The sequence below is a fragment of the Gracilimonas sp. B-17 genome, from assembly GCF_056857935.1.
Window position 1 is genome coordinate 147,046 of record NZ_JBSXOA010000010.1, and the last position, 22,717, is coordinate 169,762.

Below are 22,717 nucleotides of genomic sequence, written 5' to 3' on the forward strand. Positions count from 1 at the left end.
ACGGAAACCGTGTCGGATTTGAAAAATGATATGGGCAAGTAATAATGCCATCAATTGCACGACCTCCATTTATGGGCGTACGTTGGCAGTGCTTCAAAGCTATGGATTGCTAACTTGTTAATTTTGGTAAGAGCTTTTTTGAAGTTTGCCTAAGATAAGGAGCAGATAAATTGGATTCAATTTTATCTCAATTAAATAAATGCCCAAATTATCTCATTTACCCAACAAAACTTATTTACTAACATTAGCCATGCGGTATACTCGCATTAATATGTTATATAATTATTCTAACTTAGAACTAAATTATTAAAAATTTCTTGATAGCACCGGGTACAATTCAAAATTTTAATAAGTCACATATTATGAGGGCATTATTTATTACAGTCATAGGTACATTATTATTTACAACTTCAGTTTCTGCACAGGATTACAGTAGTGCTGTAAATTTTGTTCAGAAATTCAAAAAGGTGAATGAAGAGGCACCAAGAGAGAGTGTTTACTTACATACTGATAGGGATTGGTATTTTCATGGAGAACGAATTTGGTTCTCTGCCTACTCTAAAGTTGGTGGGTATAATGTCGCAAACCTAAGTAATGTACTCTATGTTGAGTTGGTTCAACCCGATGGCAAAGTTTTTGAACGAAGTTTAGTTAAACTTGTAAATGGAAGAGCCTATGGAAGCCTGTCTCTTGAAAATGCAAAACCTGTGGTCGGTAATTTTGAGATCAGAGCTTACACCAAGTGGGGTTTGAATTTTGGCTCATCTTATGAGTTTATAAAAAGATTTAAACTCAAAGTGAAGGATGACGAGATTCAGGATTCAACGACTGATGAGTTCGATGTTCAGTTTTTTCCTGAAGGTGGTTATTTGATTGAAGGTATTCCCACGCGCCTTGCTTTTAAAGCAATTGACGGAAATGGGCTTGGAATACCGGTAGCAGGCAGTATTTATGATCATGAAAATGAAAAGGTCACTGATTTTGAGTCCTCTCACCTCGGCATGGGAGCTGTTAATTTCAGCCCAGACAGAGGACATACTTATTACGCTTTAGTGAATGGCAATCGATTTGACATACCATCTCCTAAACCTGAAGGGGTTGTTTTACGCGCTGATAAAACTGATGGCTTTATTGGTCTAACTATTCAAGCCTCTGAAGCAGCAAAAAACATCCCCTACCTGCTATTTGCTCATGTTAGAGGTACAATATTTCATGCCGTTCCCGTTGATCTTTCCGGAGGCTCAAACTCCGTAATGATACCATCATCTAAATTTGCATCCGGTATTGTTAACTTCACTTTGCTCGATGGCAATTCGGGTAGAGCAATTGCTGAAAGGCAGGTTTTTAACAATAATAGGATCGATGATGTTACTGTAAACCTATCGGCAACCAGGCAGGCATATGATAGCAGAGACCCCGTCGACCTGAAAGTTAATGTCATAAATTCAAGTGGTGAAAATGTTAATGCTACAGCCAGTATTTCTGTTTTTGATGATCTGATAGAACCTTATGACCCCGAACAAACAAATATTAAAACTCACTTTCTGCTGGAAACTGAACTCAAAGGTTATGTCGAGAATCCGGGGTTTTATTTTTCTGATCATGATTCTTCACAGGCATTCCTCGATTATCTCTTGATGACGCAAGGATGGAAAGCATATAACATGGACAGCTTAATTCCCTCTGAAGAAAACCTGATGGTTGATATTCCTGAAGAGGGCATAACCATTTCCGGAACCATAAACACTTTGTGGCGAGACCGCCCGATCGAAGACGCAGCTGTGATCGCAACGATCAGGAATAATGAGGAATTATCTCAAATAACAACCACTGACAGTACGGGAAAATATTCTATTACAGATCTTGAGTTTTATGGACGGGAAGCCATCATCGTAAAAGGAAATAGAGAAGGCAGTGATCGGGTATGGGTTGAGATCGATGACCAGTTCAGTGATCTATCTATAAATAAAGAACCGATCCCTCAATACCCACTTTTACCTGACCAGTCTGAATACCAGGGCTTATCACCTGTTCAAGATTATGTTGCACTGCAGGAGAGGTCGGATGAAGCAGTAGAACAATCTGAAGATCTTTTAAATGTTCAAATGAAAGGAGATCTTGGTGAAATATCAGTTGAAGCTAAAAGAGAAGAAAATGAAACTTTTGTTGACAGACTATTAGGTGATCTTTCAGGTAGGGGAGCTAAGATCAACCTCCAGGAAAGAGATTATTTAAAGAACCTCACTATTGATATGATTCTAAATCAGATCCCGGGTGTATCTGCCAATTTAGGCACCAGAAGCATTTCTGTTCGAACGGGTTTTTCAAGCATCAATGCGGGTAATCCTGGTGCTTTGATCTACGTCGATGGCATGATAACTGACCCTTCATTCGTATTTTCATTAAGTTCATCTGATGTGGAGACCATCACTGTAGCTCGCAGTGCTGTTGACCTGGCTCTTTTTGGAGCCAATGGTGCCGGTGGAGTGATCAGTATAAAGACTTTAGGAGGAATTGGGGCTGTTGGAAATGAACGGGGCCTGAAACGCATGAGTGTTCTTGGCTATCAGGAACCTACAGGTTTTTATACTCCTAAATATGGAGTTACGGTACCCACTGATTACGAACAAAAAGATTCCCGCATAACCCTCTACTGGAATCCAAAACTGGAAATCAATGACAGCAGTAATAATGTACGTTTTTGGATGAATGATATTCCCTCAGCCTATCGAATTGTAGTACAGGGACTTACTGAAGCAGGCGATCCTTTTACTCACAGCGTGGTTTTAGATCAAAACGAATAACTTACCCCTGGAAAAGCTTAACATTTAAGCGGTTAATTCTGTCGCAGCGGTAGAATCACGGATTAAACGGATTGATAGATGAACACAGATTTTCTAACTAATCTGTGACATCCCTTAATCCCTGTAATCCGCGATTCATGGCAGTTTCTTTATTATCTTTTACCAAAATTCGGGTAAACGGGGAAAGGAATGAAATCAAATTTAAAGTATCATGATCTTACTGAGAAAATAATTGGGGCCTCCTTTGAGGTACATAAATTTTTGGGGAATGGATTTCAGGAAATTATTTACCAAAGAGCATTAGCTTATGAATTTGAAAAAGCCGAATTAACCTTCGAAAGGGAAATTGACCAACAAATTTATTACCGTGACCTGGAATTCCCTATCGGAACGCGTAGAGCAGATTTTGTAGTAGACGGAAAGGTGCTTGTTGAGATAAAAGCCGTTTCTGATCTGAAAGATGTCCACATGGCACAGGCTCTTAATTATCTGAAAGCCTATAAATTGGATGTAGGTTTGTTAATTAACTTTGGTTCGAAAAGTATGGAGTTTAAACGGTTAATTTTTTCCAAGCGGTAGAATCGCTGATTAATCGGATTTATGGATGAACGCAGATTTCTTAACTAATCAGTGAAATCCTGTAATCAGTCTAATCAGCGATTCAAACCCTCAACTAAACTTTCTGGAATTCGGAGTCTCTTTCACCAAAGAACCAGTCAGTGTTGCCAGACCACTTACCAATCCGCCAAGAATTGCAGTTATAAGTATTACTAAAATTGGAGAACCTACCGAAAACATCTCAGCAATACGTGTGGAGAGAATAGCATCATTGGTAAAGTGAGTATAGAGTGCTTGTCCGCCCCAAAGCAGGAAAAGAGCTAAAAACCCCCAACCAAAAGAGGGAAAAGCTTTTTTATTGAATATGTACCCAATAATGAGACCCGGAAAGGCAATACTCCACCAGGGTAAAAACAGGTTCAGCAGAAAAGCGGTAATAAGGATCAAAATTGTAAGTATCATCAAAATTAACTTTGGTTAAATGATGGACTGAGTGTAGCAAATATTTTAGAAAACTATTACCTATTACTATGGTGAATGTTAATTTGATGCAAACAGAGAACCTAATTTTATACACCCATTGCATTCCTCTTAAGAGAATAATTATTCTTCGACCAATTTATACCGAACTACATATTCAACTTGATCTTCATCGGTTAATACAACCCAAACCTTGTCGCCCTTTGCTTCTAAAAATACTGCTCCCATTGGCAAGGATACGTTTCCGTAAAAAGAACCGTCAGGGTTGAAAACATCAAATACAGGCGGCTCCCATATTTTAACTTTATCAGGAAATATTCCTCCATCCACCGGTTGCGATTTGGTATATCTCCAAACCCAGATCCTTCCTTGTGAATCTGTCAGTATTTCTTTGAACGGTGGTTTTACATTCGGAATGGAAGACCCAACACTATATCCAGCAGAAGTAAAACCTCGTTTAAAATCCATCCATTGTTCCTCTTCATCAGCAGTCACTTTTAAAGGTGAATATTCGTGCTCTATTGTTAAGCTGCATTCTTTTTTGTGTAAGTAAATTTCATACCGGTTGTTAATAGCTGTGATAACATGCCCGCTTGGGCTAAAATTTTCAATTATTCTTGTATTAAAAGGATAACCACCTCCGGCAGGAGTAAAGATCACAAACCCTTCTGGAAAATTGCCCTCACTCTTGGTGACATGTACTGTATCTACAAGTTGCCCTTCAGGCGAATATTTAAACCACGCACTTGGTGGATTGGTATTATTTTTTGGGTTATCGCGATCAAAAAACATGGTTTTTACATAAAAATTTCCGTCATGATCTACTTCAAAAGTTTTGTAGGATGAATGTAAACCTGAGCCTGCGAAAAAACTTTCAATGTATTCTCCATTTGGTTCATACAGGTTAATTCGTTGATTGCCTATATCCCAAATTGCCAACCTCCCATCCGGGAATGAGCCAATCCCTCCAATCCTTTCATATTCTCCGGGACCTCTTCCTTCTCTGCCTACATACTTTACAAATGATCCTTTACTGTCAAACATCCTTACCACCGGGTTCCCTGCTGGGGAGTCGGCTACAAAAATAGTCCCATTCGCACCTGCTGCCAGATCTGAGATGTTAGCAAATAAGTATTCAAAGTCGCCTTCCAACGTTCCAATACGAATTTCTTCCCGGGCTTCAAACGTATTTTGGGCTTCTGATTGGATAGGATACATCAACCCCGAAAAAGCAATGAGTAAAGTAAATAATATATAAACCTTGCGTTGTTTTATACCTGTCATATCTGCCCCATTTCATTTATAAAAACCCATTATGATCTTTAAAAGATCACATGCTTGAGTCTAATAAAATTTTCTGACACCTGTCAAAGCTTTATGCCTTTGAATTCACAAGTCTTTTTGGTTCTTTCAGTTATGCTTCGATATTTACTTTTATCTATACTGCTTGTTTCCGGATGTTCAGAAAAACCTGTCCCCAATAATGTTCCATCCACTAATCAGCTCATGACCATTTTAGGAATAGCTCAGGATGCAGGCTTCCCTCAAGCCGATTGCAACAAGGAGCAATGCCAACAATATTGGAATGGCCGTGTTGAAAAACGGTATGTAGTCAGCTTGGGTTTAACCGATAAAGCCACCGGACAAAACTGGCTGTTTGAAGCCACACCCGATTTCACGACTCAGCTTCAGGAACTTAAAACCACTTCTGCGATCAATGATCTTTCCGGGATTTTCTTGACCCACGCTCATATCGGCCATTACACCGGGCTTATGTATCTTGGTCATGAAGTGATGGGCGCATCTGATGTTCCAGTTTATGCCATGCCACGAATGAGATCCTACCTGGAAAATAACGGCCCCTGGAGTCAACTGACAAACATGAACAACATTTCGCTTCAAGAATTACAAGCTGATTCCACGATTCGGCTCACCCCTAATCTATCTGTTACTCCTTTCCTGGTTCCCCACCGGGATGAATATTCGGAAACCGTCGGGTATCGGATCGAATCTGAGAAAAAAAAGGTGCTATTCATTCCCGATATTAACAAATGGCATGTTTGGGAAAGAGATATCATAGAAGAAATTTCCAAAGTTGACGTTGCCCTCCTGGACGGTACTTTCTATGATGCCGAAGAACTCCCCGGCCGGGATATGAGTGAGATCCCTCATCCCTATGTAGAGGAAAGCATAAAGCTTTTTAACAATCTCCCTCCTTCAGAAAAGTCAAAAATTACGTTTATTCATTTCAACCATACCAATCCACTGATCCTGGATAGCCCGGAAAGAAAGCTTGTTGAAGATCTAGGTTTTCAAGTGGCTTATGAAGGGCAGGTCATCCCACTTAATTAATTTACTATGCTAAGATTACACCGCCTGTTACTATCTGTTGTTTTTACATTTTTACTAAGCTCAACCCTTTTTGCTCAGTCATATTATCCCGGTGAATGGGGAGACTGGGAAAAACGGTCGCCTGAATCACTCGGGTTCAATGCCGATAAGATCCAGGAAGCCATTGAGTACGCTCAGGCAAATGAGACAAGTAATCCCCGCAGTATGGAGGAGAATCATTATGGCACCTTTGGTCGTGAACCCTTTGGGGATGGTATAGGCCCGTTCAAGGACCGGGGACCACAAACCGGGGTCATTATCAAAGACGGATATATTGTGGCTGAATGGGGGGAGCCGTTTCGTGTGGACATGACTCACAGTGTGACCAAAAGTTTCCTTACAACTACCATTGGGATTGCCTATGATCGCGGGCTGATCCGGGATGTGAATGATAAAGTGGATCCATATATGGCTCCTATCTATTTTATGGAATGGGATAACAATCAAAATAAGGCAGATGCTTATAAAGAGCCTAAAGTTTTTGAGCCCTTCAAGGGAGACCACAATTCCAGGATCACCTGGAATCACCTGCTTCGGCAGACTTCTGATTGGGAAGGAACCTTGTGGGGAAAACCGGACTGGGCAGACCGACCATCCGGTGACCGTTCTGAATGGATGACCCGCGAACGGCACGAACCGGGTACCGAATGGGAATACAATGATGTCAGAGTCAATGTTCTGGCCCTGGCTGCCATGAATGTTTTACGAGAACCGCTTCCCAAGGTACTGCGTGAGGAGGTTATGGATAAGATCGGTGCCTCCCCAACCTGGCGCTGGATGGGGTATGAGAATTCATGGGTGATCATAGATGGTCAGCAAATGCAAGCCGTGAGCGGTGGGGGTCACTGGGGCGGCGGCATGTTCATCAGTGCCCGCGACCAGGCTCGTTTTGGATTGCTGACTTTAAGAAATGGGAAATGGAAAGACGATCAGATCATCTCCGAAGAATGGAATAAAATGGCTCAAACTCCTACAGAAGCCAACACCAATTATGGTTTCATGAACTGGTTTTTAAACGTAAATAAAGACCGCTTGCTCAATGCCCCTACCTCGGCCTTTTTTCATCTTGGCTCCGGAGTTAATATGGTGTACGTAGATCAGGAAAATGACCTGGTCATTGTTGCTCGCTGGATCGAAAGTGATGCTATGGATGGGGTTGTTAAAAGAGTACTGGAGGCTTTGGATTAAACTTATTTCAATTAGTTTTTTTAAATATTTCTGAGTTTATTGGTGTTATAAATCATTAATTAAACTGTTTTTCTGTGGGTACGATCAATAAACTATTATCAACATCATTCTTAATAATCCTTCTTTCGACCTCTGGTTTTGCACAACGCGCCACCATGGATGTCACAATTTCTGTTGAGCGTAATAAGGATGGAGAACCAACCTTCTACGCTGATAATAAAGGCTACACACCATATGTAGTCAGCGTTGAGTTTTACAATATCAGAAATAGTTTACCACCATCTCCAAATCCTGTACTCAAAACTGTAAAACCCGGAAGGGCACGCATTGTTAGGCTTGAAAAAACCGGATTAAGTGATGGAGGTATTGGCTACGGATACCATTACAGTATAAATCGAGGGTGCCTGGATACTGAACCAAGCAATGACATCGAATATCTTTTACCGGTTGCTGAAGGAAAGCAAACTGAGGTCCGAAATCTCTATTACATTGGTGAATTAGTAGATAAAGAGTCACCTGAAGATTTTTATTCCCTAACCTTTTCTGCAGAGAATGGTGATAATGTTTATGCTACTCGCAAAGGTACCGTAGTCAAGGTTGTTGATATTCACGATGACAGTAATCTGGATAAATACTTCACCAGTGACTACAATTACGTACAAGTCGTTCATGACGACTGTACTTTTGCAAGTTATCGGCATTTGAAAAAAGGAACTATTACGGTGACTGAGGGTGATGAAGTATACGCCGGTGAACCGATAGCTAAAGTAGTTCCACGTGAGGGTACTGATAAACCTCAGTTTCGTTTGATGATCAACTACAGAAATCCGGATTATGAAAAAGGCAATGATGAAGTCGAATACTGGAGCTATGTTACCCCTTTATTCAGGACAGGAAGTGAAAAGTTTGTTGAACTACAAAATGATAAACCATATCTGGCCATCCACCCAAATGATGTTATAACCCAGGAAATGGGATGGTTTGAACGCCGTAGATGGAAACGCAGGAATTGAATAAAAGTGCAGTACTCATAGGAGCCACAGGGCTTGTCGGCTCAGAAGTTTTAAACCTCCTTTTAGAAGATGGTCGTTATCGTAAGGTTAAGGTCTTCCATAGACGCAGTACCGGTATTCAGCATCCCAAATTGGAAGAACACATTATCGATTTTGACTACATTCATGAATGGCGACACTTGATCACCGGTGATGAACTTTATTCAGCTTTGGGAACCACCATCAAAAAAGCCGGTAGCGAAGAATCACAGTATGCAGTTGATTATACCTATCAATACGAAGTTGCAAAGGCCGCCGCTGATAATGGAGTGAAAAGGTATTCGCTGGTTTCTTCGGCAGGTGCTAATCACCGATCACGGGTTTTCTATTCACGCCTTAAGGGTGAACTGGATTATGACGTAAAGGAACTACCATTTGAAGTGATCACGATCATGAGGCCGTCCATTCTTGCCGGTGACCGAAATGAAAACAGACCGGGAGAATCCGTTGGCCTTTTTTTCATGTCATTTATTACCAAACTTCCTGGCTTAAAGAAATATCGTCCTATCCCTGGAATAACAGTGGCTCAGGGAATGATACATTCTCTACAAAAATGTCCCCCGGGTTATCACATCTTTGAACTGGACGAGATCTTTCATTTATAGCAGACCTATTTCATTTCCACAGGCAGCAGAGACGCGATGCATTGCATCTCTACTGCCTGTGGAAAGGCTATTTTTAATTTATAGACTGAATACTTACTATCCCTAAACTGCAACTCATCCTTCTCCTATGAAAAGATCCTTACTGCTATTCTTAATTTCAGTTATTTCAATATCTGCCAATGCCCAGGACCTTAAACAGATCATCGACCAAAAAGCTGATGAAATTGAAGAGCAGGTTATAGAATGGCGGCGGCATTTTCATAAGAATCCGGAACTATCTAACCGTGAATTTGAAACAGCTGCTTATATCGCTGACTATTTAAATGAACTTGGCTTGGAGGTAGAAACTGAAGTTGCTCATACCGGTGTGGTAGCAATATTAGAAGGTGGCAAACCGGGCCCTGTAATGGGTCTTCGAGCTGATATTGATGGTCTTCCAGTTACAGAGAGGAACGACCTCCCTTTTAAATCCATAGCCACCGGAATGTATCAGGGGAAAGAGATTGGGGTGATGCATGCCTGTGGCCACGACACCCATATTGCCATCTTAATGGGTGTGGCTAAGATCTTAACAGATATGAAAGATGAGATCAAAGGAACGGTCAAATTCATCTTTCAACCCGCTGAGGAAGGCGCACCACTAGGGGAAGAAGGAGGGGCTGAACTTATGGTTAAAGAAGGAGTACTTAAAGATCCGGATGTCGATGTGATCTTCGGACTTCATATTAACGATGCTACTCCTGTTGGCGTGATCACTTACCGGCCTGAGGGAATTATGGCCAGTGTTAACAGTTACACCATCGAGATCAAAGGGAAACAAGCACACGGCTCTGCTCCATGGAATGGGGTTGACCCGATCGTTACTGCTGCACAGATGATCAATAATATTCAAACGATCGTCAGCCGCAGCATGGAACTCACCAAACAGGCGGCCGTGGTAACCGTGGGTGTTATAGAGGGCGGTGTTCGTCACAATATCATTCCTGAATCAGTAAAGATGGAAGGAACCATCAGGGCTTTGGATGAGGACATGCGTCAGCTCATCTTCAAACGACTTGAAACCATTGTTCAAAATACAGCTGAAAGTAATGGCGCTGAAGCTACTCTGACTATCCATAAAGGGTACCCCATCACATACAACGATCCGGATCTTACAGCTATGATGGCACCAACCCTGGATGAGGTAACCAATGGTAATGCCATTGTCATGGATGCCATAACCGGAGCTGAAGATTTCTCCTTTTTCCAGAAGGAGATACCGGGACTCTATTTCTTTGTTGGAGCTAAGGTTCCGGACCGTGAACCCGCGGGTCATCACACCCCGGACTTTATGCTGGATGAAAAGGGAATGAAAACCGGAGTAAGAGCTCTGAGTAATCTTGTTATTGATTATATGAACACAGTTGGAAATTAATTTATAGAGCCCCCTGATCAAGTCATGAAGAAATTTACAATTCTATCAATCTTACTTCTTTTAAGCCTTAACCTTTCAGCTCAAAACCTGTCAGAAACTGAACAAAAGATCCTTGACCGTATCGATGCCAATCATGCCGAAGCGTTAGAATTCCTGGAAACGAATGTTAACATCAATAGCGGAACCCTTAATCTTGAAGGTATTCGTAAAGTTGGGGAGAATTACATCGAAGCCTATAATGAGCTCGGTTTTGAAACCCGCTGGATCCCGCAGGATGAAGTTAACCGTGCCGGCCATTTTTTTGCTGAGCAAAGGGGAGACTCTGGAAAAAAACTGCTCCTAATTGGCCACCTCGATACCGTTTTTGAGCCGGACAGCCCATTTCAGAAGTTCGAAATGCTGAATGATTCTATGGCTACAGGGCCCGGGGTAAACGACATGAAGGCAGGAAACGTCATGATCTTCTATGCCCTCAAAGCCTTGAAAGAAGCCAACGCAATTCCTGATGCACAGATCATTGTAGCCTACACCGGAGATGAAGAAAAGGCCGGGAGTCCAACTTCCATTAGCCGCAAGGATCTGGTTGATGCGGCCAAACGAAGTGATATCGCACTCGGCTTTGAAACCGCATCCGGTTTCAGCTATGCCACGGTTGCACGAAGAGCATCCTATTCATGGAAAATTGAAGTTGAGGGCCGGCAAGCCCACTCTTCGGGTATTTTCAGCGACGATACGGGAGCAGGATCTGTGTATGAAGCTTCCAGAATTCTGAATCGTTTTTATGAAGAGCTTAGAGAAGACAACCTTACCTACAATGTAGGTGTTATTCTGGGTGGAAATGAGGTTGATTATAATGAGGAACAAATTCGAGGATCAGTGAGCGGTAAAACCAATATTGTTCCCAAGAAAACCATTGCACATGGAGGAATTCGATTTTTAACAACAGAGCAAGGCGATCAGACCTTCGCCAAAATGAAAGAGATTGTATCTGATCACCTTCCCAGAACTTCCGCAGAACTCACCATCTATGAAGGGTATCCGCCTATGGAGCCAACTGAAGGAAATATGAAATTACTAAGTGTTTTAAGTGATATAAGCCAGGACCTGGGATTGGGTGAAGTTGAAGCCTATGACCCCGGCAAGCGCGGTGCAGCTGATATCTCCTTCGTGGCAAGTTACGTAGATGGGCTGGATGGACTGGGGGCGATGGGAAGTGGGGCACACGGACCTAATGAAACCATCAACCTTACCACATATAAAGAACTTACAAAACGTGCTGCCTTATTGATCTATCGGTTAACACAATAAAACTGAGAAAGCCTTTAACGCAGTCTACTTTCTTTAGGTCTCGCTATTTTATTTGAGACACGATTATTGCGACAAATGTGTAATATCGAAATTGATTACACGATTTAAGCTGAATTATTTAATTATCTGTTCATCCAATATGTGGAATAGTATAGTAAACACAGTATCACCCTAATTACCTGAATTAATGTACAACAGGGCCACTTTCAATTACTTTGTCAAGTACAGGCGGTGCAATACAAGATGCATTAAAGGGGCAATCAAAGAATAACGTTACAGTCGTATTACTGTTCGAGAATTCGGTCCGGTACTCTTCTTTATCTAAACCCTGTTCTTCCACACCGGCTGCTTTAAGTTCTTCTATAGTTGGATATAGAACCGCGTTTTCTGAACGAAAGGCTTGATCATCTTTCATAACTAAATTATTCTCTTTCAAACTATAGCTCCCGCCTCTAAATAACCTATAACCGAGAAAGTTATCCTGCAGGTCATAATGCTCCTCAATGATCTCATAGGTATTAATATCCAGGAAATGATAATTACGGATCACTTTTATTGCCTGCTCCGTATTCACCGCTACTTCATATTCCCATGTTCCTACCAGCTTGTCGCTAATTTCCTCATCTGAATTGAAAAGGCTACAACCCGTTGTGAAAAATATTAACGTGAAAAGAAGAATTCCCGATACCCTCATAAGTCTATAGTTTGTTGATCTTTATATTAACTGATTGATAACATATTTTTGGAACAAATATTATGCAAATATTTATCAGCTCATTTACATTAAACGTAAAAACTAAAAAAATCAATCTTGGCGATTACAGAAAACTGATTTGTTGATCTATCGGTTAACACAAGAAGATTGATCGGGAAATATCAAATTATGATGTAAGCATTTACATAAGAAAAAGTCTTGAGTGATCTTTATTATTCGATACTCAATAAGAACAAAATCACTCATGAAAAAACTATTCTCACTCGTCCTCACACTTTTTCTCTTCGCATCAATTGTACACGCTCAGGTACCTGAACAGATTCAGGTGATCGATCCCCCGTTTTGGTGGGCCGAAATGCCGGTCAATGAGTTGCAAATACAATTGTACGGAGATAATCTCGGGTTATACAGAGCCTCAACCGACTACCCTGGCGTTAAGATCACCAAACAGCTGGCTGTTGATTCCCCTAATTATCTTTTCCTCTATTTTGTTATTTCGGATGAGGCTGAAGCAGGCATGATGGAGATCAAACTTACCCATCACAATAAAGAGATCGAATTTGAATATGAGTTAAAAACACGGGAATCAACCCCAGGCAGAAATCAGGGATTTGACCCTTCTGATGTGATCTATCTCATGATGCCCGATCGTTTTGCCAATGGAGACCCCTCCAATGATTCTGTGGAAGGCATGCTCGAATCAGCTGACCGGTCCAACCCACAGCGCCGGCAGGGTGGTGATATTCAGGGGGTGATGGATAACCTGGACTATATTCAGGATCTGGGCATGACCGCCATCTGGTTTACTCCCATGTTCGAAAATGACATGAGTCCTGAGTACGGTGCTTATCATGGATATGCGGCCACTGATCTATATAAAGTTGACCGCCGCTACGGAACCAATGAACTGTATAAAGAATTGGTGTCGAAAGTTCAGGATAGAGGTATGAAAGTGATCATGGATATGATCCACAATCATATCGGAGATAAACACTGGTGGATGAAGGATCTGCCAACTAATGATTGGGTATTTGATTACCAGGAGGTTGGTCAAACCAATTATAGAGGAGTTGTGGCTTCTGATCCCTATGCTTCCAATTACGACTCCACCAAACTTACGGATGGCTGGTTCGTTCCTGAAATGCCTGACTTGAATCAAGACAATGATCTGTTAGCTGATTACCTCATTCAAAATACTTTGTGGTGGATCGAATACTCGGGGATCGACGGCATCCGCATGGATACCTATGTTTATCCTGACAAAAATTACATGGCAAGATGGTCAAAAGAAGTCATGAGTGCCTATCCGGATTTCAACATCGTAGGTGAAGCCTGGGTGGAAAATGTGCCCGCCGAAGCCTACTGGCAGTACGATAAACAGGGTGTGGATGATGGATATCAGTCTCACCTCCCAAGTCTGACCGATTTTCAATTCGCTTTTGCAGTGCGTGATGCCTTTAACGAAGATTTTGGCTGGACGACCGGATTAAGTCAGCTCTATTATGTCCTGTCTCAGGATTTTCTCTACTCTGACCCGATGGGCAACGTGATCTTTCTGGATAATCATGATATGAGTCGCTACTTCGAGCATATCGGTAAAAATGAAGAGCACTTTAAAATGGCTTATGCGTTTTTGATGACCACCCGAGGCATCCCTCAAGTGTATTATGGAACCGAGTTGATGATGGCCCACGAAAACCGTGGGGGTGATGACGAAGCCTGGCGCCAAACCATGCCCGGTGGCTGGCCCGATGACGACCGTAGTGTATTCACCGAAGAAGGCCGCACCGACAAGGAAAATGAGATCATCGAATACATCACCAAGCTAACCCAATGGAGAAAAGATGCCATTGCAACTCACGAAGGCAAGTTGGTACATTTTATTCCTGAAAATAATACTTATGTCTACTTCCGAACTCACCAAGATCAGACTATCATGGTCGCCATGAATGCCAAAGATGAGATGGTGAGCTTAGACCGCGATCGTTTTGCGGAGATCCTGGATGAATTTGAGGTTGGTATCAATGTGATGTCAGGTAATGAGATCGATGTTTCAGAAGATATCGAGATAGGTGGTAAAACAGCCCTGATCTGGGAGTTGGAATAAGACACCATTCCGTAGGGGCAATTCATGAATTGCCCCTACGGAATACATCTTGCTCTTTTGGAGACCATCACATTATGTGCCGACGCAGAGCGTCAGGCACGAGGCCAAACTGATGTTGAATCTACTCACTTCATCACTTTTTTGATCAACACTCTCCACTACAAACTTCAACCAAAAGGCCGTATCTTTAAGGCTTCAATCAAGCTGAACGAGACACTATGAGCACGGCCACTGCCGAAACAGACATTATTAAAGAAGCGAAAAAGCGACGCACTTTCGCCATTATATCACACCCTGATGCGGGTAAGACCACCCTCACTGAAAAGCTATTACTGTATGGTGGAGCCCTTCATGAGGCGGGATCTATCAGGGCCCGTAAAGCAAGCCGCCATGCCGCATCCGACTGGATGTCGATCGAGCAGGAGCGCGGGATCTCGGTAACCTCCTCAGTTCTTCGTTTTGAGAAGGACGGTATCAAGTACAATCTCCTGGACACCCCGGGTCACAAGGATTTTTCTGAAGACACACTTCGAACCCTGGTAGCTGCCGATAGCGGACTCATGGTTATTGACGTTGCCAAAGGTGTTGAGGAACAAACAGAAAAATTATTTGAAGTTTGTAAGCTTCGTGAAGTTCCGGTTATCACTTTTGTAAATAAGTGTGATCGCCCCGGTATGGAGCCTTTGGAAGTGTTGAGTAATATTGAGAACAAACTGGGAATTGAAGCTGTACCCGCAAGCTGGCCAATGGGTTATGGTCAAAAATTTCAGGGTATATATGACGTGATCGAAAAGAAAGTTCACATGTATGAAAAGACCGATCATGGTGCCAAGAAAGCTGTAACAGAGGTGCTTGACCTTGAAGATGCACTTAAAAGGTCATCCATGTCTGATACCGAAAAGGAAGCCTTTGAAGAAGAGGTCATGCTGATCGATGATATGTATGAGAACATGGATCGTACAGCCTATGCTACCGGTAAAGTAACTCCTGTATTTTTTGGTTCAGCCTTACACAACTTTGGCCTGGATGTATTTCTAAACTACTTCCACCAGCTGGCTCCCCATCCCCAACAATACAAAACACCGGACGGTGTGGCCCGTGACCTGAATGATGGGTTCTCCGGCTTTATCTTTAAGATGCAGGCTAATATGAATCCTGATCACCGGGATTGTGCCGCATTCATACGTGTAGCCTCCGGTAAATTCGAACGGGGCCAACAGGTCACCATTGCAGGAATTGACAAAAAAGTGAAAATGTCGACTCCTCATACCCTTATGGGCGATGACCGACAACTCATGGAAGAAGCTTATCCCGGAGATATCGTATCGATCTTCAATCCCGGTTCATTCCGTATTGGCAGTACCATTTATGAAAAAAATGAAATTAAGTTCGATGTGATACCGCTTTTCACTCCCGAGCATTTTCAGAAAGTGGCCACTAAAGACCCATTTAAAAGAAAGCAGCTGCGTGAAGGTTTGAAACAGCTATCTGAGGAAGGGGTTGTTCATGTATTTGAGGTACCTAACGGGGTTGGTAATGAACTTTTATTAGGAACCGTGGGGGTACTTCAGTTTGAAGTTGTGGAACACCGAATGCTTACAGAATATGGTGTTGAGTTAATTAAAACCCCCGTTTCTTATTTCTGTGCCCGTTGGCTTCCGAATGATCGCGATGATGTGATCGAAAAACTGGAAGCAAGCTACTCAACTCACGTAACCAAAGACATGGAAGAGAATCCAATTGTTCTGTTTGATTCACAATATGCCTTAAGTCAGGGCGAGGAAAAGGTTGGCAAAGAAAACCTTTTCAAATTCAAGCAGGGTTGATCCTCGCACAGAATTCTATAACGAGACTCAAAAAAATTATCTAAACCTCTCATTTGAAAATAATATGAGAGGTTTTTTTGCGCCATTATTGAATCAAAGTTTCTCGACTATCTCTTCAGAAAACCGCTTCCATTTAAAATTATTCAGGAAACAAATAACCTCATGATTTTATAACGCATAAAATTTTATTTAGGGTACAAAGACGCTGTATAGTTGCGTAATTTTTGAGTGTATAAATAACACGAAAGATCCTGGCCATTTTTCTTTTCCCCTAAAGCTCACCTACAACAGGATCTGTTTCAACAATAAATTCGCAACATTACTATCACTACATCTACATGAAAAAATATTTAGACCTATTTGGTCTCAATGATAAGATCGACTATAAAATCGAAATTTTAGCCGGTGTTACGGTTTCCCTTGCTTTGATCCCTGAAGCCGTAGCCTTTGCCATGATCGCCGGGCTTTCTCCTTTAACCGGGCTTTACGCTGCTTTCATGGTTGGGCTTGTGACATCTATAATCGGCGGTCGTCCGGGTATGATCTCAGGAGCCACAGGAGCTGTAGCAGTAGTATTGGTAGCTTTAGCTGTTTCTCATGGCCCTGAGTATATCTTTGCCACCGTCGTTTTAGCCGGGTTGATTCAGGTCGCTGCCGGCATGCTGAAACTTGGTAAGCTTATGCGCCTTGTTCCTCACCCTGTGATCTTCGGTTTTGTGAACGGATTGGCAGTGATCATCTTCATGTCTCAGCTGGATCAATTCAAAACTCCATCCGGAGAATGGATGACCGGACAATCATTGTACATCTTGCTAGGGCTGGTCATTCTAACCATGGCGATCATTTGGGGCTTACCTAAGTTCAGCAAAAAGACCCCGGCTTCACTTGTAGCTATTTTGACCATTTTTGCCATTGTGGTTGTCTTTGGGATCGAAACTAAGACCGTGGGAGATATCGCCTCCATTCAGGGAGGATTTCCCCCATTTCACATTCCACAGATTCCCTTTACCTGGGAGGCCTTTATGGTCATCCTGCCGTACTCTGTGATCATGGCTGGAGTGGGTCTTATCGAGAGCCTTCTGACATTGAATATTATTGACGAGATCACCGAAACCCGTGGAAATGGAAATCAGGAAGCAATGGCACAGGGAGCCGCCAACATCTTTTCAGGATTCTTTTCCGGAATGGGCGGTTGTGCTATGATCGGGCAAAGTCTAATTAATGTATCATCAGGTGCAAGAACCCGGATATCCGGTATTGTAGCCGCAGTAATGCTCCTGGTTTTCATCATGTTCGGTTCAGGCTTAATAGAATTATTACCCATGGCAGCTCTCACCGGCTTGATGATCATGGTTGCTATTGGAACTTTTGAATGGGCTAGTTTAAAGACCTTCAACCGTATGCCGATCTCAGATATATTTGTGATGATCAAGGTGACATTGGTCACCGCTGTATTACACAACCTGGCACTTGCGGTACTCATCGGCGTGATCATTGCTGCTTTGGTTTTTGCGTGGGACAATGCCAAACGCATCCGTGCCAGAAAGCATATTGATGAGCAGGGCATAAAACATTACGAGATCTATGGCCCTCTTTTCTTCGGGTCGATCTCAGTATTCAATTCCAAGTTTGATGTATTGAATGATCCGGATGAGATCATCATTGATTTTGAGGAAAGCAGGGTAGTGGATATGTCAGCCATAGAAGCCTTAAACAAAATTACTGAACGTTACAGTAAAGTTGGAAAAATGGTTCACCTGAAACATCTCAGTAAAGACTGCCGGGATCTTCTACAAAATGCCGATGCGATCATTGACGTAAATGTAATGGAAGATCCAACTTATAAACTAGCTTTGGATAAGATCTAATTAAAGTAAAAATACAGAGGCTCTAATTGAGCCTCTGTTTTAATAATTACTTACCGCCGTTGGCCTGAAGATCTGCAATACAATTGGCATCAAGTGCTGGTATAGTTTCTTCGTTGAATAATTGTTCGATCAGATCGGATCGCTCCATAGCATAGTACATAAGGCAGTTGTCATTATCACAATGATGGCCATTTTGTTCGTCCTGATGGTCGGTCTGCATATCTGTGCCAGACCCTTCTATGTTTACCAACCCAAACAGGTGACCAAATTCATGTCTAAATGAAATAGCTTCCACCTGATAACGTGTTAGTGACCCAAATCCGGTAGATGCATCATCATAAGCCGGTCCGAAAAACGCATTTGAAGTATTGAAGTAGGCAATTCCTAATACATTTTGCTGGGTATAATACCCATCCACTATAACCATATAGGTTGACAGTACATTTTCTTCCGAAAAGTTATCTCTTTCTTGAGACTCTATCTCCCGAACATCATTTGCTGAGTATGAATTCTGATCACCGGAAGGTATCTGAGTCGGTTCTAAAATAGTTACCGATGACTTATTCAATCTTTGTTCCAAAAATGCTTTTAAACTATCAAGAGCTCTTGAGTTTGGCTCGTAACCTGGCATATAATCTATCTCAACAATTAATTCCGGGAAGTTTTCACCAGAAAGTAATTCGTTGGCAGAAGAACCAGCATTTTGTTGGTGATTAAACTCAAATCCATTGTTACCTCCTCCGCTTTGAGGATCATTTACACATCCATAGGAGGCTGATATTAGAAACATGAGGACAAGTATTCCAAAAAAATTAGATCGTGTCAGGTATTTCATATTTATCTTTTTGTTGGTTGTTTTATCAATTTAATGATATGCTAGTCATAATTGTTCCAAATTTACACATCAAACCATTTTTATACCATAAACTATATGTGTAATTTATGTTATGGAACAGAAATTTCCCATACGTAAGATCATACACGTTGATATGGATGCTTTCTATGCATCTGTTGAGCAAAGGGATGACCCCTCCCTCAGAGGGAAACCCGTGGTGGTTGGCGGATCACCAAGCGGGCGTGGCGTGGTGGCCACCTGTAGTTACGAAGCACGTAAATATGGAGTTCATTCTGCAATGCCTGCCTCACAGGCAATACGACTTTGCCCTCATGCCATTTTCGTTAAAACACGATTTGATGCTTACCGGGAAGTTTCCAAACAAATTCGGGAGATCTTCTTTGAGTATACCGACCTTGTAGAACCACTATCGTTGGATGAGGCTTTTCTGGATGTCACCCAAAATCACAAAGAAATACCCTCTGCTACTTTGATCGCCAAACAGATCAAAGATAAAATTTATGAGCAAACCGAATTGACGGCATCGGCAGGGGTGGCTCACAACAAGTTTCTGGCAAAGGTAGCATCAGACATTAACAAACCTAATGGCCTTACTCTTATCACTCCTGATAAAGCCGAAGCTTTCCTGGAGGAACTTGATATCAAGCAATTTTTTGGTGTGGGAAAAGCCACCCAAAAGAAAATGCACGCTATTGGAATTAAAACCGGTGCTGACCTCAAGCTATGGTCTGAGATCGATCTGGTCAAAGCTTTTGGAAAGTCAGGCAGATTCTATTACCGAATCGTTCGAGGGATAGACCACCGTGAAGTTAAACCACATCGTATTCGGAAATCCTACGGGAAGGAACGCACGTTTTCAGAGGATATAGAAAGCCTGGAATGGATACATAATTTTCTGGATGAGTTGACCCAGACTATTGCAGAGGGTATGAAAAAGATCAATGCGGCCGGCAAAACCATTACGCTCAAAGTTCGATATAAAGATTTTGAGACCATTACCCGAAGTTACTCGCTGACACATTACACAAACAGATACCAGGATATCACGGATGTGATCCGTAGGCTTTTGAATGAAACTGAAGTCGGTAAGCGCCCTGTCAGGCTTCTGGGAATCACACTATCCAATTTAAATTTGAATGAAAAAAAGGTTTGGGAGCAGTTGGAGCTTTCATTATAGTGTTAAAGGGCGATGGTTTTACGGTGTGACAGTGGGTAGGCATCAACCACTGTCACACCGTAACACAAAAACACCATCACACCGAATACAGACTATCATTTTACCTAGATTATCGTGAATTTACAAAGATACCATTCAACAATAAGAAATTGACAAAAAATGAGTGACGGTTACGGATTATTAAAAGGAAAAAAAGGAATTATTTTTGGTGCTTTGGATGAGCGTAGCATTGCCTGGAGAATAGCTCTGGCATGTAAGCGCGAGGGCGCTGATTTCGTCTTATCAAATGCACCGGTTGCGCTTCGCCTTGGAGCTTTGGATGCACTTGGAGAAGCAACAGGAGCCCCGATCATTCCTTGTGATGTAACTAAAGATGATGAGATCGAAGACCTTATGAATCAGACCAAGGAACATTTGGGTGGGGTCGACTTTATACTTCATGCGATCGGAATGTCTCCTAATGTGCGAAAGAAAAAAGAATATACTGACCTGAATTATAACTGGCTGCAACAAACATTGGACATTTCTGCGATCTCACTTCACCGGGTTCTGCACCATGCTGAAAAGATGGATGTACTGAATGATGGAGGCAGTATCGTTGCCTTATCTTATATCGGAGCCCAACGCATTTTCTCCAAATATTCGGATATGAATGACGCAAAAGCTCTTCTTGAAAGCATCGCAAGAAATTATGGAAGCCGACTGGCTAAGCGGGGAATTCGTGTGAATACGGTTTCTCAGGCTCCAACAAAAACCTCAGCCGGAACAGGTATCAAAGGCTTTGACGGCATGTATACATTTGCGGATATGATCGCCCCAATGGGCAACCCAACTGCTGATGAATGTGCCGACTATTGTGTGACATTATTCTCAGACCTGACCAGAAAGGTAACCATGCAGAACCTATTCCATGATGGTGGCTTTGTGAACTCAGGTATCTCTGAACAAATGATAAACGATCTGGCAAAGGTTTACGCTGATAAAGACGAAGAATAATAAATGTCTGATATAATCCTCGGCATCGATCCCGGCTCCCGAAATACAGGTTATGCCCTGTTGACCGAAGCAAACGGAAAACTGATCGCTTTAAGGTGTGATGTTATTCGCATGGCCGATATTGAAGATCATGCCGAGCGGTTACAAGTCATTTTTGACAAGATCTCGGGTATTATCAGATCAAATCAACCTACAGCTTGTGCTGTTGAAACCCCGGTTTACGGCGTTGATCCAATGGCCATGTTAAAATTAGGCAGAGCTCAGGCAGCTGCCATGCTGGCCATCACCAATAATGGGCTGCCTGCGGTCGAGTACTTTCCTAAAGTGGTTAAGAAATCTATTACCGGAAACGGGAATGCCAGTAAGGAACAGGTAGCCTTCATGCTTAACAAGATGGTGAAATTGCCCGATGAAAAATTATCCAATGACGCAACTGATGCCCTGGCAGTCGCCTGGTGCCATTTGATGAAAGGCAAGGGAATCCCCGGCTCCACCAAAAAGAAAACGCATCAGAATAATGCCAAAGGCGACTGGGCTAGTTTTGTAGCTGACAATCCTGACCGGGTGATTAAGTGAGCGTTGAAAGTTGATAAGCTGATTATTGATGGATGTAGTTTGGGAATATTAAATCTGTGCTTAGTTTTGAATTTAATTTATACCCTAGGGGTTAATCGCATTCGCCCTGATCTTTGAATATATAACACCATTTGGCGTATGCGATACGCCGGTACAAATAATCACTAAAACATGATCGCATTTTTAAAAGGATACATCGAAGAAAAAAGGGAAGGTGAAGTCATTCTTGATGTTTCCGGAGTAGGCTATGAAGTTGAGATCTCATCCATTACTCAGGAGCAACTTGAAAGCGCCGGCTCTGAGGTCAAGTTACTCATATATCATCATATCACTGATAGTGATCAGCGTTTATTCGGTTTCTTTTCAACCGATGAAAAAGCTCTTTTTGAAAAACTGATCACTGTTAAAGGAGTTGGACCAAAACTGGGACTGACCATCCTCTCCGGTTTACCGGCCGACCAACTGATTGGTGCTATCACTAATGCTGAAGCAGCCACACTCTCCAAAGTACCCGGTATAGGTAAGAAAACAGCAGAACGTATTATCGTGGAGCTGAAGGATAAACTGGCTGAATATGCCGCATCAGCCGGGGTCACACCAACAACATCTGCTGAATCTGGCGTTATGGGAGAAGCCATCTCAGCTCTTGAAGCACTTGGTTTCAAGAAAAAGGAATCGGAACAGGCTGTTATGAAAGCACTAAAAAATGTAGGTAGTGAAGATGCTTCAGTTATCATTAAAAAAGCTTTGGCTAGCCTGAATAAGTAACATTCCCCTTTCAAAGTTTAATATGATT

General features: G+C 42.2%; 20 protein-coding genes. 16 read left to right on the top strand and 4 right to left on the bottom strand.

Going from position 1 to position 22,717, the window contains the following annotated elements:
- Positions 1-362: 362 nt before the first annotated feature.
- On the top strand, positions 363-2,804 hold the full coding sequence (locus AC13FX_RS03930) for a hypothetical protein (RefSeq protein WP_482879168.1): 2,442 nt from the start codon (positions 363-365) through the stop codon (positions 2,802-2,804).
- Positions 2,805-2,993: 189 nt separating this feature from the next.
- Positions 2,994-3,383 (top strand): GxxExxY protein, encoded by a 390-nt coding sequence (locus AC13FX_RS03935; RefSeq protein ID WP_482879169.1) that lies wholly within the window; start codon positions 2,994-2,996, stop codon positions 3,381-3,383.
- Between the two features lie 90 nt (positions 3,384-3,473).
- On the opposite strand, the gene AC13FX_RS03940 is transcribed toward AC13FX_RS03935, so the two are convergent.
- Positions 3,474-3,824, bottom strand: coding sequence for a hypothetical protein (locus AC13FX_RS03940; protein WP_482879171.1), 351 nt, complete (start codon positions 3,822-3,824; stop codon positions 3,474-3,476).
- Positions 3,825-3,965: 141 nt separating this feature from the next.
- On the bottom strand, positions 3,966-5,126 hold the full coding sequence (locus AC13FX_RS03945; protein ID WP_482879172.1) for a 6-bladed beta-propeller: 1,161 nt from the start codon (positions 5,124-5,126) through the stop codon (positions 3,966-3,968).
- 54 nt (positions 5,127-5,180) lie between these two features.
- Between AC13FX_RS03945 and AC13FX_RS03950 the strand changes: the two genes are divergently transcribed.
- The 6 genes from AC13FX_RS03950 (at position 5,181) to AC13FX_RS03975 (ending at position 11,800) form a co-directional block, all read left to right on the top strand.
- Positions 5,181-6,194, top strand: a complete 1,014-nt coding sequence (locus AC13FX_RS03950) for an MBL fold metallo-hydrolase (protein ID WP_482879174.1) — start codon at positions 5,181-5,183, stop codon at positions 6,192-6,194.
- Positions 6,195-6,200: 6 nt separating this feature from the next.
- Entirely contained in the window at positions 6,201-7,421 is a 1,221-nt protein-coding gene (locus AC13FX_RS03955) for a serine hydrolase domain-containing protein (RefSeq protein WP_482879175.1), read from the top strand.
- 155 nt (positions 7,422-7,576) lie between these two features.
- On the top strand, positions 7,577-8,434 hold the full coding sequence (locus AC13FX_RS03960) for a M23 family metallopeptidase (RefSeq protein WP_482879177.1): 858 nt from the start codon (positions 7,577-7,579) through the stop codon (positions 8,432-8,434).
- The gene (locus AC13FX_RS03965; RefSeq protein ID WP_482879178.1) at positions 8,416-9,078 is read left to right on the top strand and encodes an NAD(P)H-binding protein; all 663 of its coding nucleotides are present in this window, start codon (positions 8,416-8,418) and stop codon (positions 9,076-9,078) included. Before AC13FX_RS03960 ends, AC13FX_RS03965 begins: the two co-directional genes overlap by 19 nt.
- A gap of 127 nt (positions 9,079-9,205) precedes the next feature.
- The gene (locus AC13FX_RS03970; protein ID WP_482879179.1) at positions 9,206-10,492 is read left to right on the top strand and encodes an amidohydrolase; all 1,287 of its coding nucleotides are present in this window, start codon (positions 9,206-9,208) and stop codon (positions 10,490-10,492) included.
- Positions 10,493-10,516: 24 nt separating this feature from the next.
- Positions 10,517-11,800 (top strand): M20/M25/M40 family metallo-hydrolase, encoded by a 1,284-nt coding sequence (locus AC13FX_RS03975; protein ID WP_482879180.1) that lies wholly within the window; start codon positions 10,517-10,519, stop codon positions 11,798-11,800.
- Between the two features lie 184 nt (positions 11,801-11,984).
- Here AC13FX_RS03975 and AC13FX_RS03980 read toward each other — a convergent pair whose 3' ends face one another.
- Positions 11,985-12,494, bottom strand: a complete 510-nt coding sequence (locus AC13FX_RS03980) for a hypothetical protein (RefSeq protein ID WP_482879181.1) — start codon at positions 12,492-12,494, stop codon at positions 11,985-11,987.
- A gap of 265 nt (positions 12,495-12,759) precedes the next feature.
- On the opposite strand from AC13FX_RS03980, the gene AC13FX_RS03985 reads away from it, so the two are divergent.
- The 4 genes from AC13FX_RS03985 (at position 12,760) to AC13FX_RS04000 (ending at position 18,316) form a co-directional block, all read left to right on the top strand.
- On the top strand, positions 12,760-14,622 hold the full coding sequence (locus tag AC13FX_RS03985) for a glycoside hydrolase family 13 protein (protein WP_482879182.1): 1,863 nt from the start codon (positions 12,760-12,762) through the stop codon (positions 14,620-14,622).
- Between the two features lie 24 nt (positions 14,623-14,646).
- Positions 14,647-14,844 (top strand): hypothetical protein, encoded by a 198-nt coding sequence (locus tag AC13FX_RS03990; RefSeq protein ID WP_482879184.1) that lies wholly within the window; start codon positions 14,647-14,649, stop codon positions 14,842-14,844.
- Positions 14,841-16,448: a peptide chain release factor 3 gene (locus tag AC13FX_RS03995; RefSeq protein WP_482879185.1), complete on the top strand. Its 1,608-nt coding sequence runs from the start codon at positions 14,841-14,843 to the stop codon at positions 16,446-16,448. The genes AC13FX_RS03990 and AC13FX_RS03995 overlap by 4 nt, the downstream gene beginning before the upstream one ends.
- A 338-nt stretch (positions 16,449-16,786) precedes the next feature.
- Positions 16,787-18,316, top strand: coding sequence for a SulP family inorganic anion transporter (locus AC13FX_RS04000; RefSeq protein ID WP_482879186.1), 1,530 nt, complete (start codon positions 16,787-16,789; stop codon positions 18,314-18,316).
- A gap of 46 nt (positions 18,317-18,362) precedes the next feature.
- Here AC13FX_RS04000 and AC13FX_RS04005 read toward each other — a convergent pair whose 3' ends face one another.
- On the bottom strand, positions 18,363-19,151 hold the full coding sequence (locus AC13FX_RS04005; RefSeq protein ID WP_482879187.1) for a hypothetical protein: 789 nt from the start codon (positions 19,149-19,151) through the stop codon (positions 18,363-18,365).
- Positions 19,152-19,263: 112 nt separating this feature from the next.
- Here AC13FX_RS04005 and dinB point away from each other — a divergent pair, with 112 nt between their 5' ends.
- From dinB to ruvA, 4 genes are all read left to right on the top strand, one after another.
- Complete coding sequence (dinB, locus tag AC13FX_RS04010) at positions 19,264-20,349, top strand: DNA polymerase IV (RefSeq protein ID WP_482879188.1); 1,086 nt, start codon at positions 19,264-19,266, stop codon at positions 20,347-20,349.
- A 159-nt stretch (positions 20,350-20,508) separates the two neighbouring features.
- A complete protein-coding gene (locus AC13FX_RS04015; RefSeq protein WP_482879189.1) occupies positions 20,509-21,345 on the top strand; it encodes an enoyl-ACP reductase FabI in 837 nt (278 codons plus the stop codon).
- 3 nt (positions 21,346-21,348) lie between these two features.
- The gene (ruvC, locus tag AC13FX_RS04020) at positions 21,349-21,921 is read left to right on the top strand and encodes a crossover junction endodeoxyribonuclease RuvC (protein WP_482879190.1); all 573 of its coding nucleotides are present in this window, start codon (positions 21,349-21,351) and stop codon (positions 21,919-21,921) included.
- A gap of 171 nt (positions 21,922-22,092) precedes the next feature.
- A complete protein-coding gene (gene ruvA / locus AC13FX_RS04025) occupies positions 22,093-22,689 on the top strand; it encodes a Holliday junction branch migration protein RuvA (RefSeq protein ID WP_482879191.1) in 597 nt (198 codons plus the stop codon).
- The last annotated feature ends 28 nt before the right edge of the window (positions 22,690-22,717 follow it).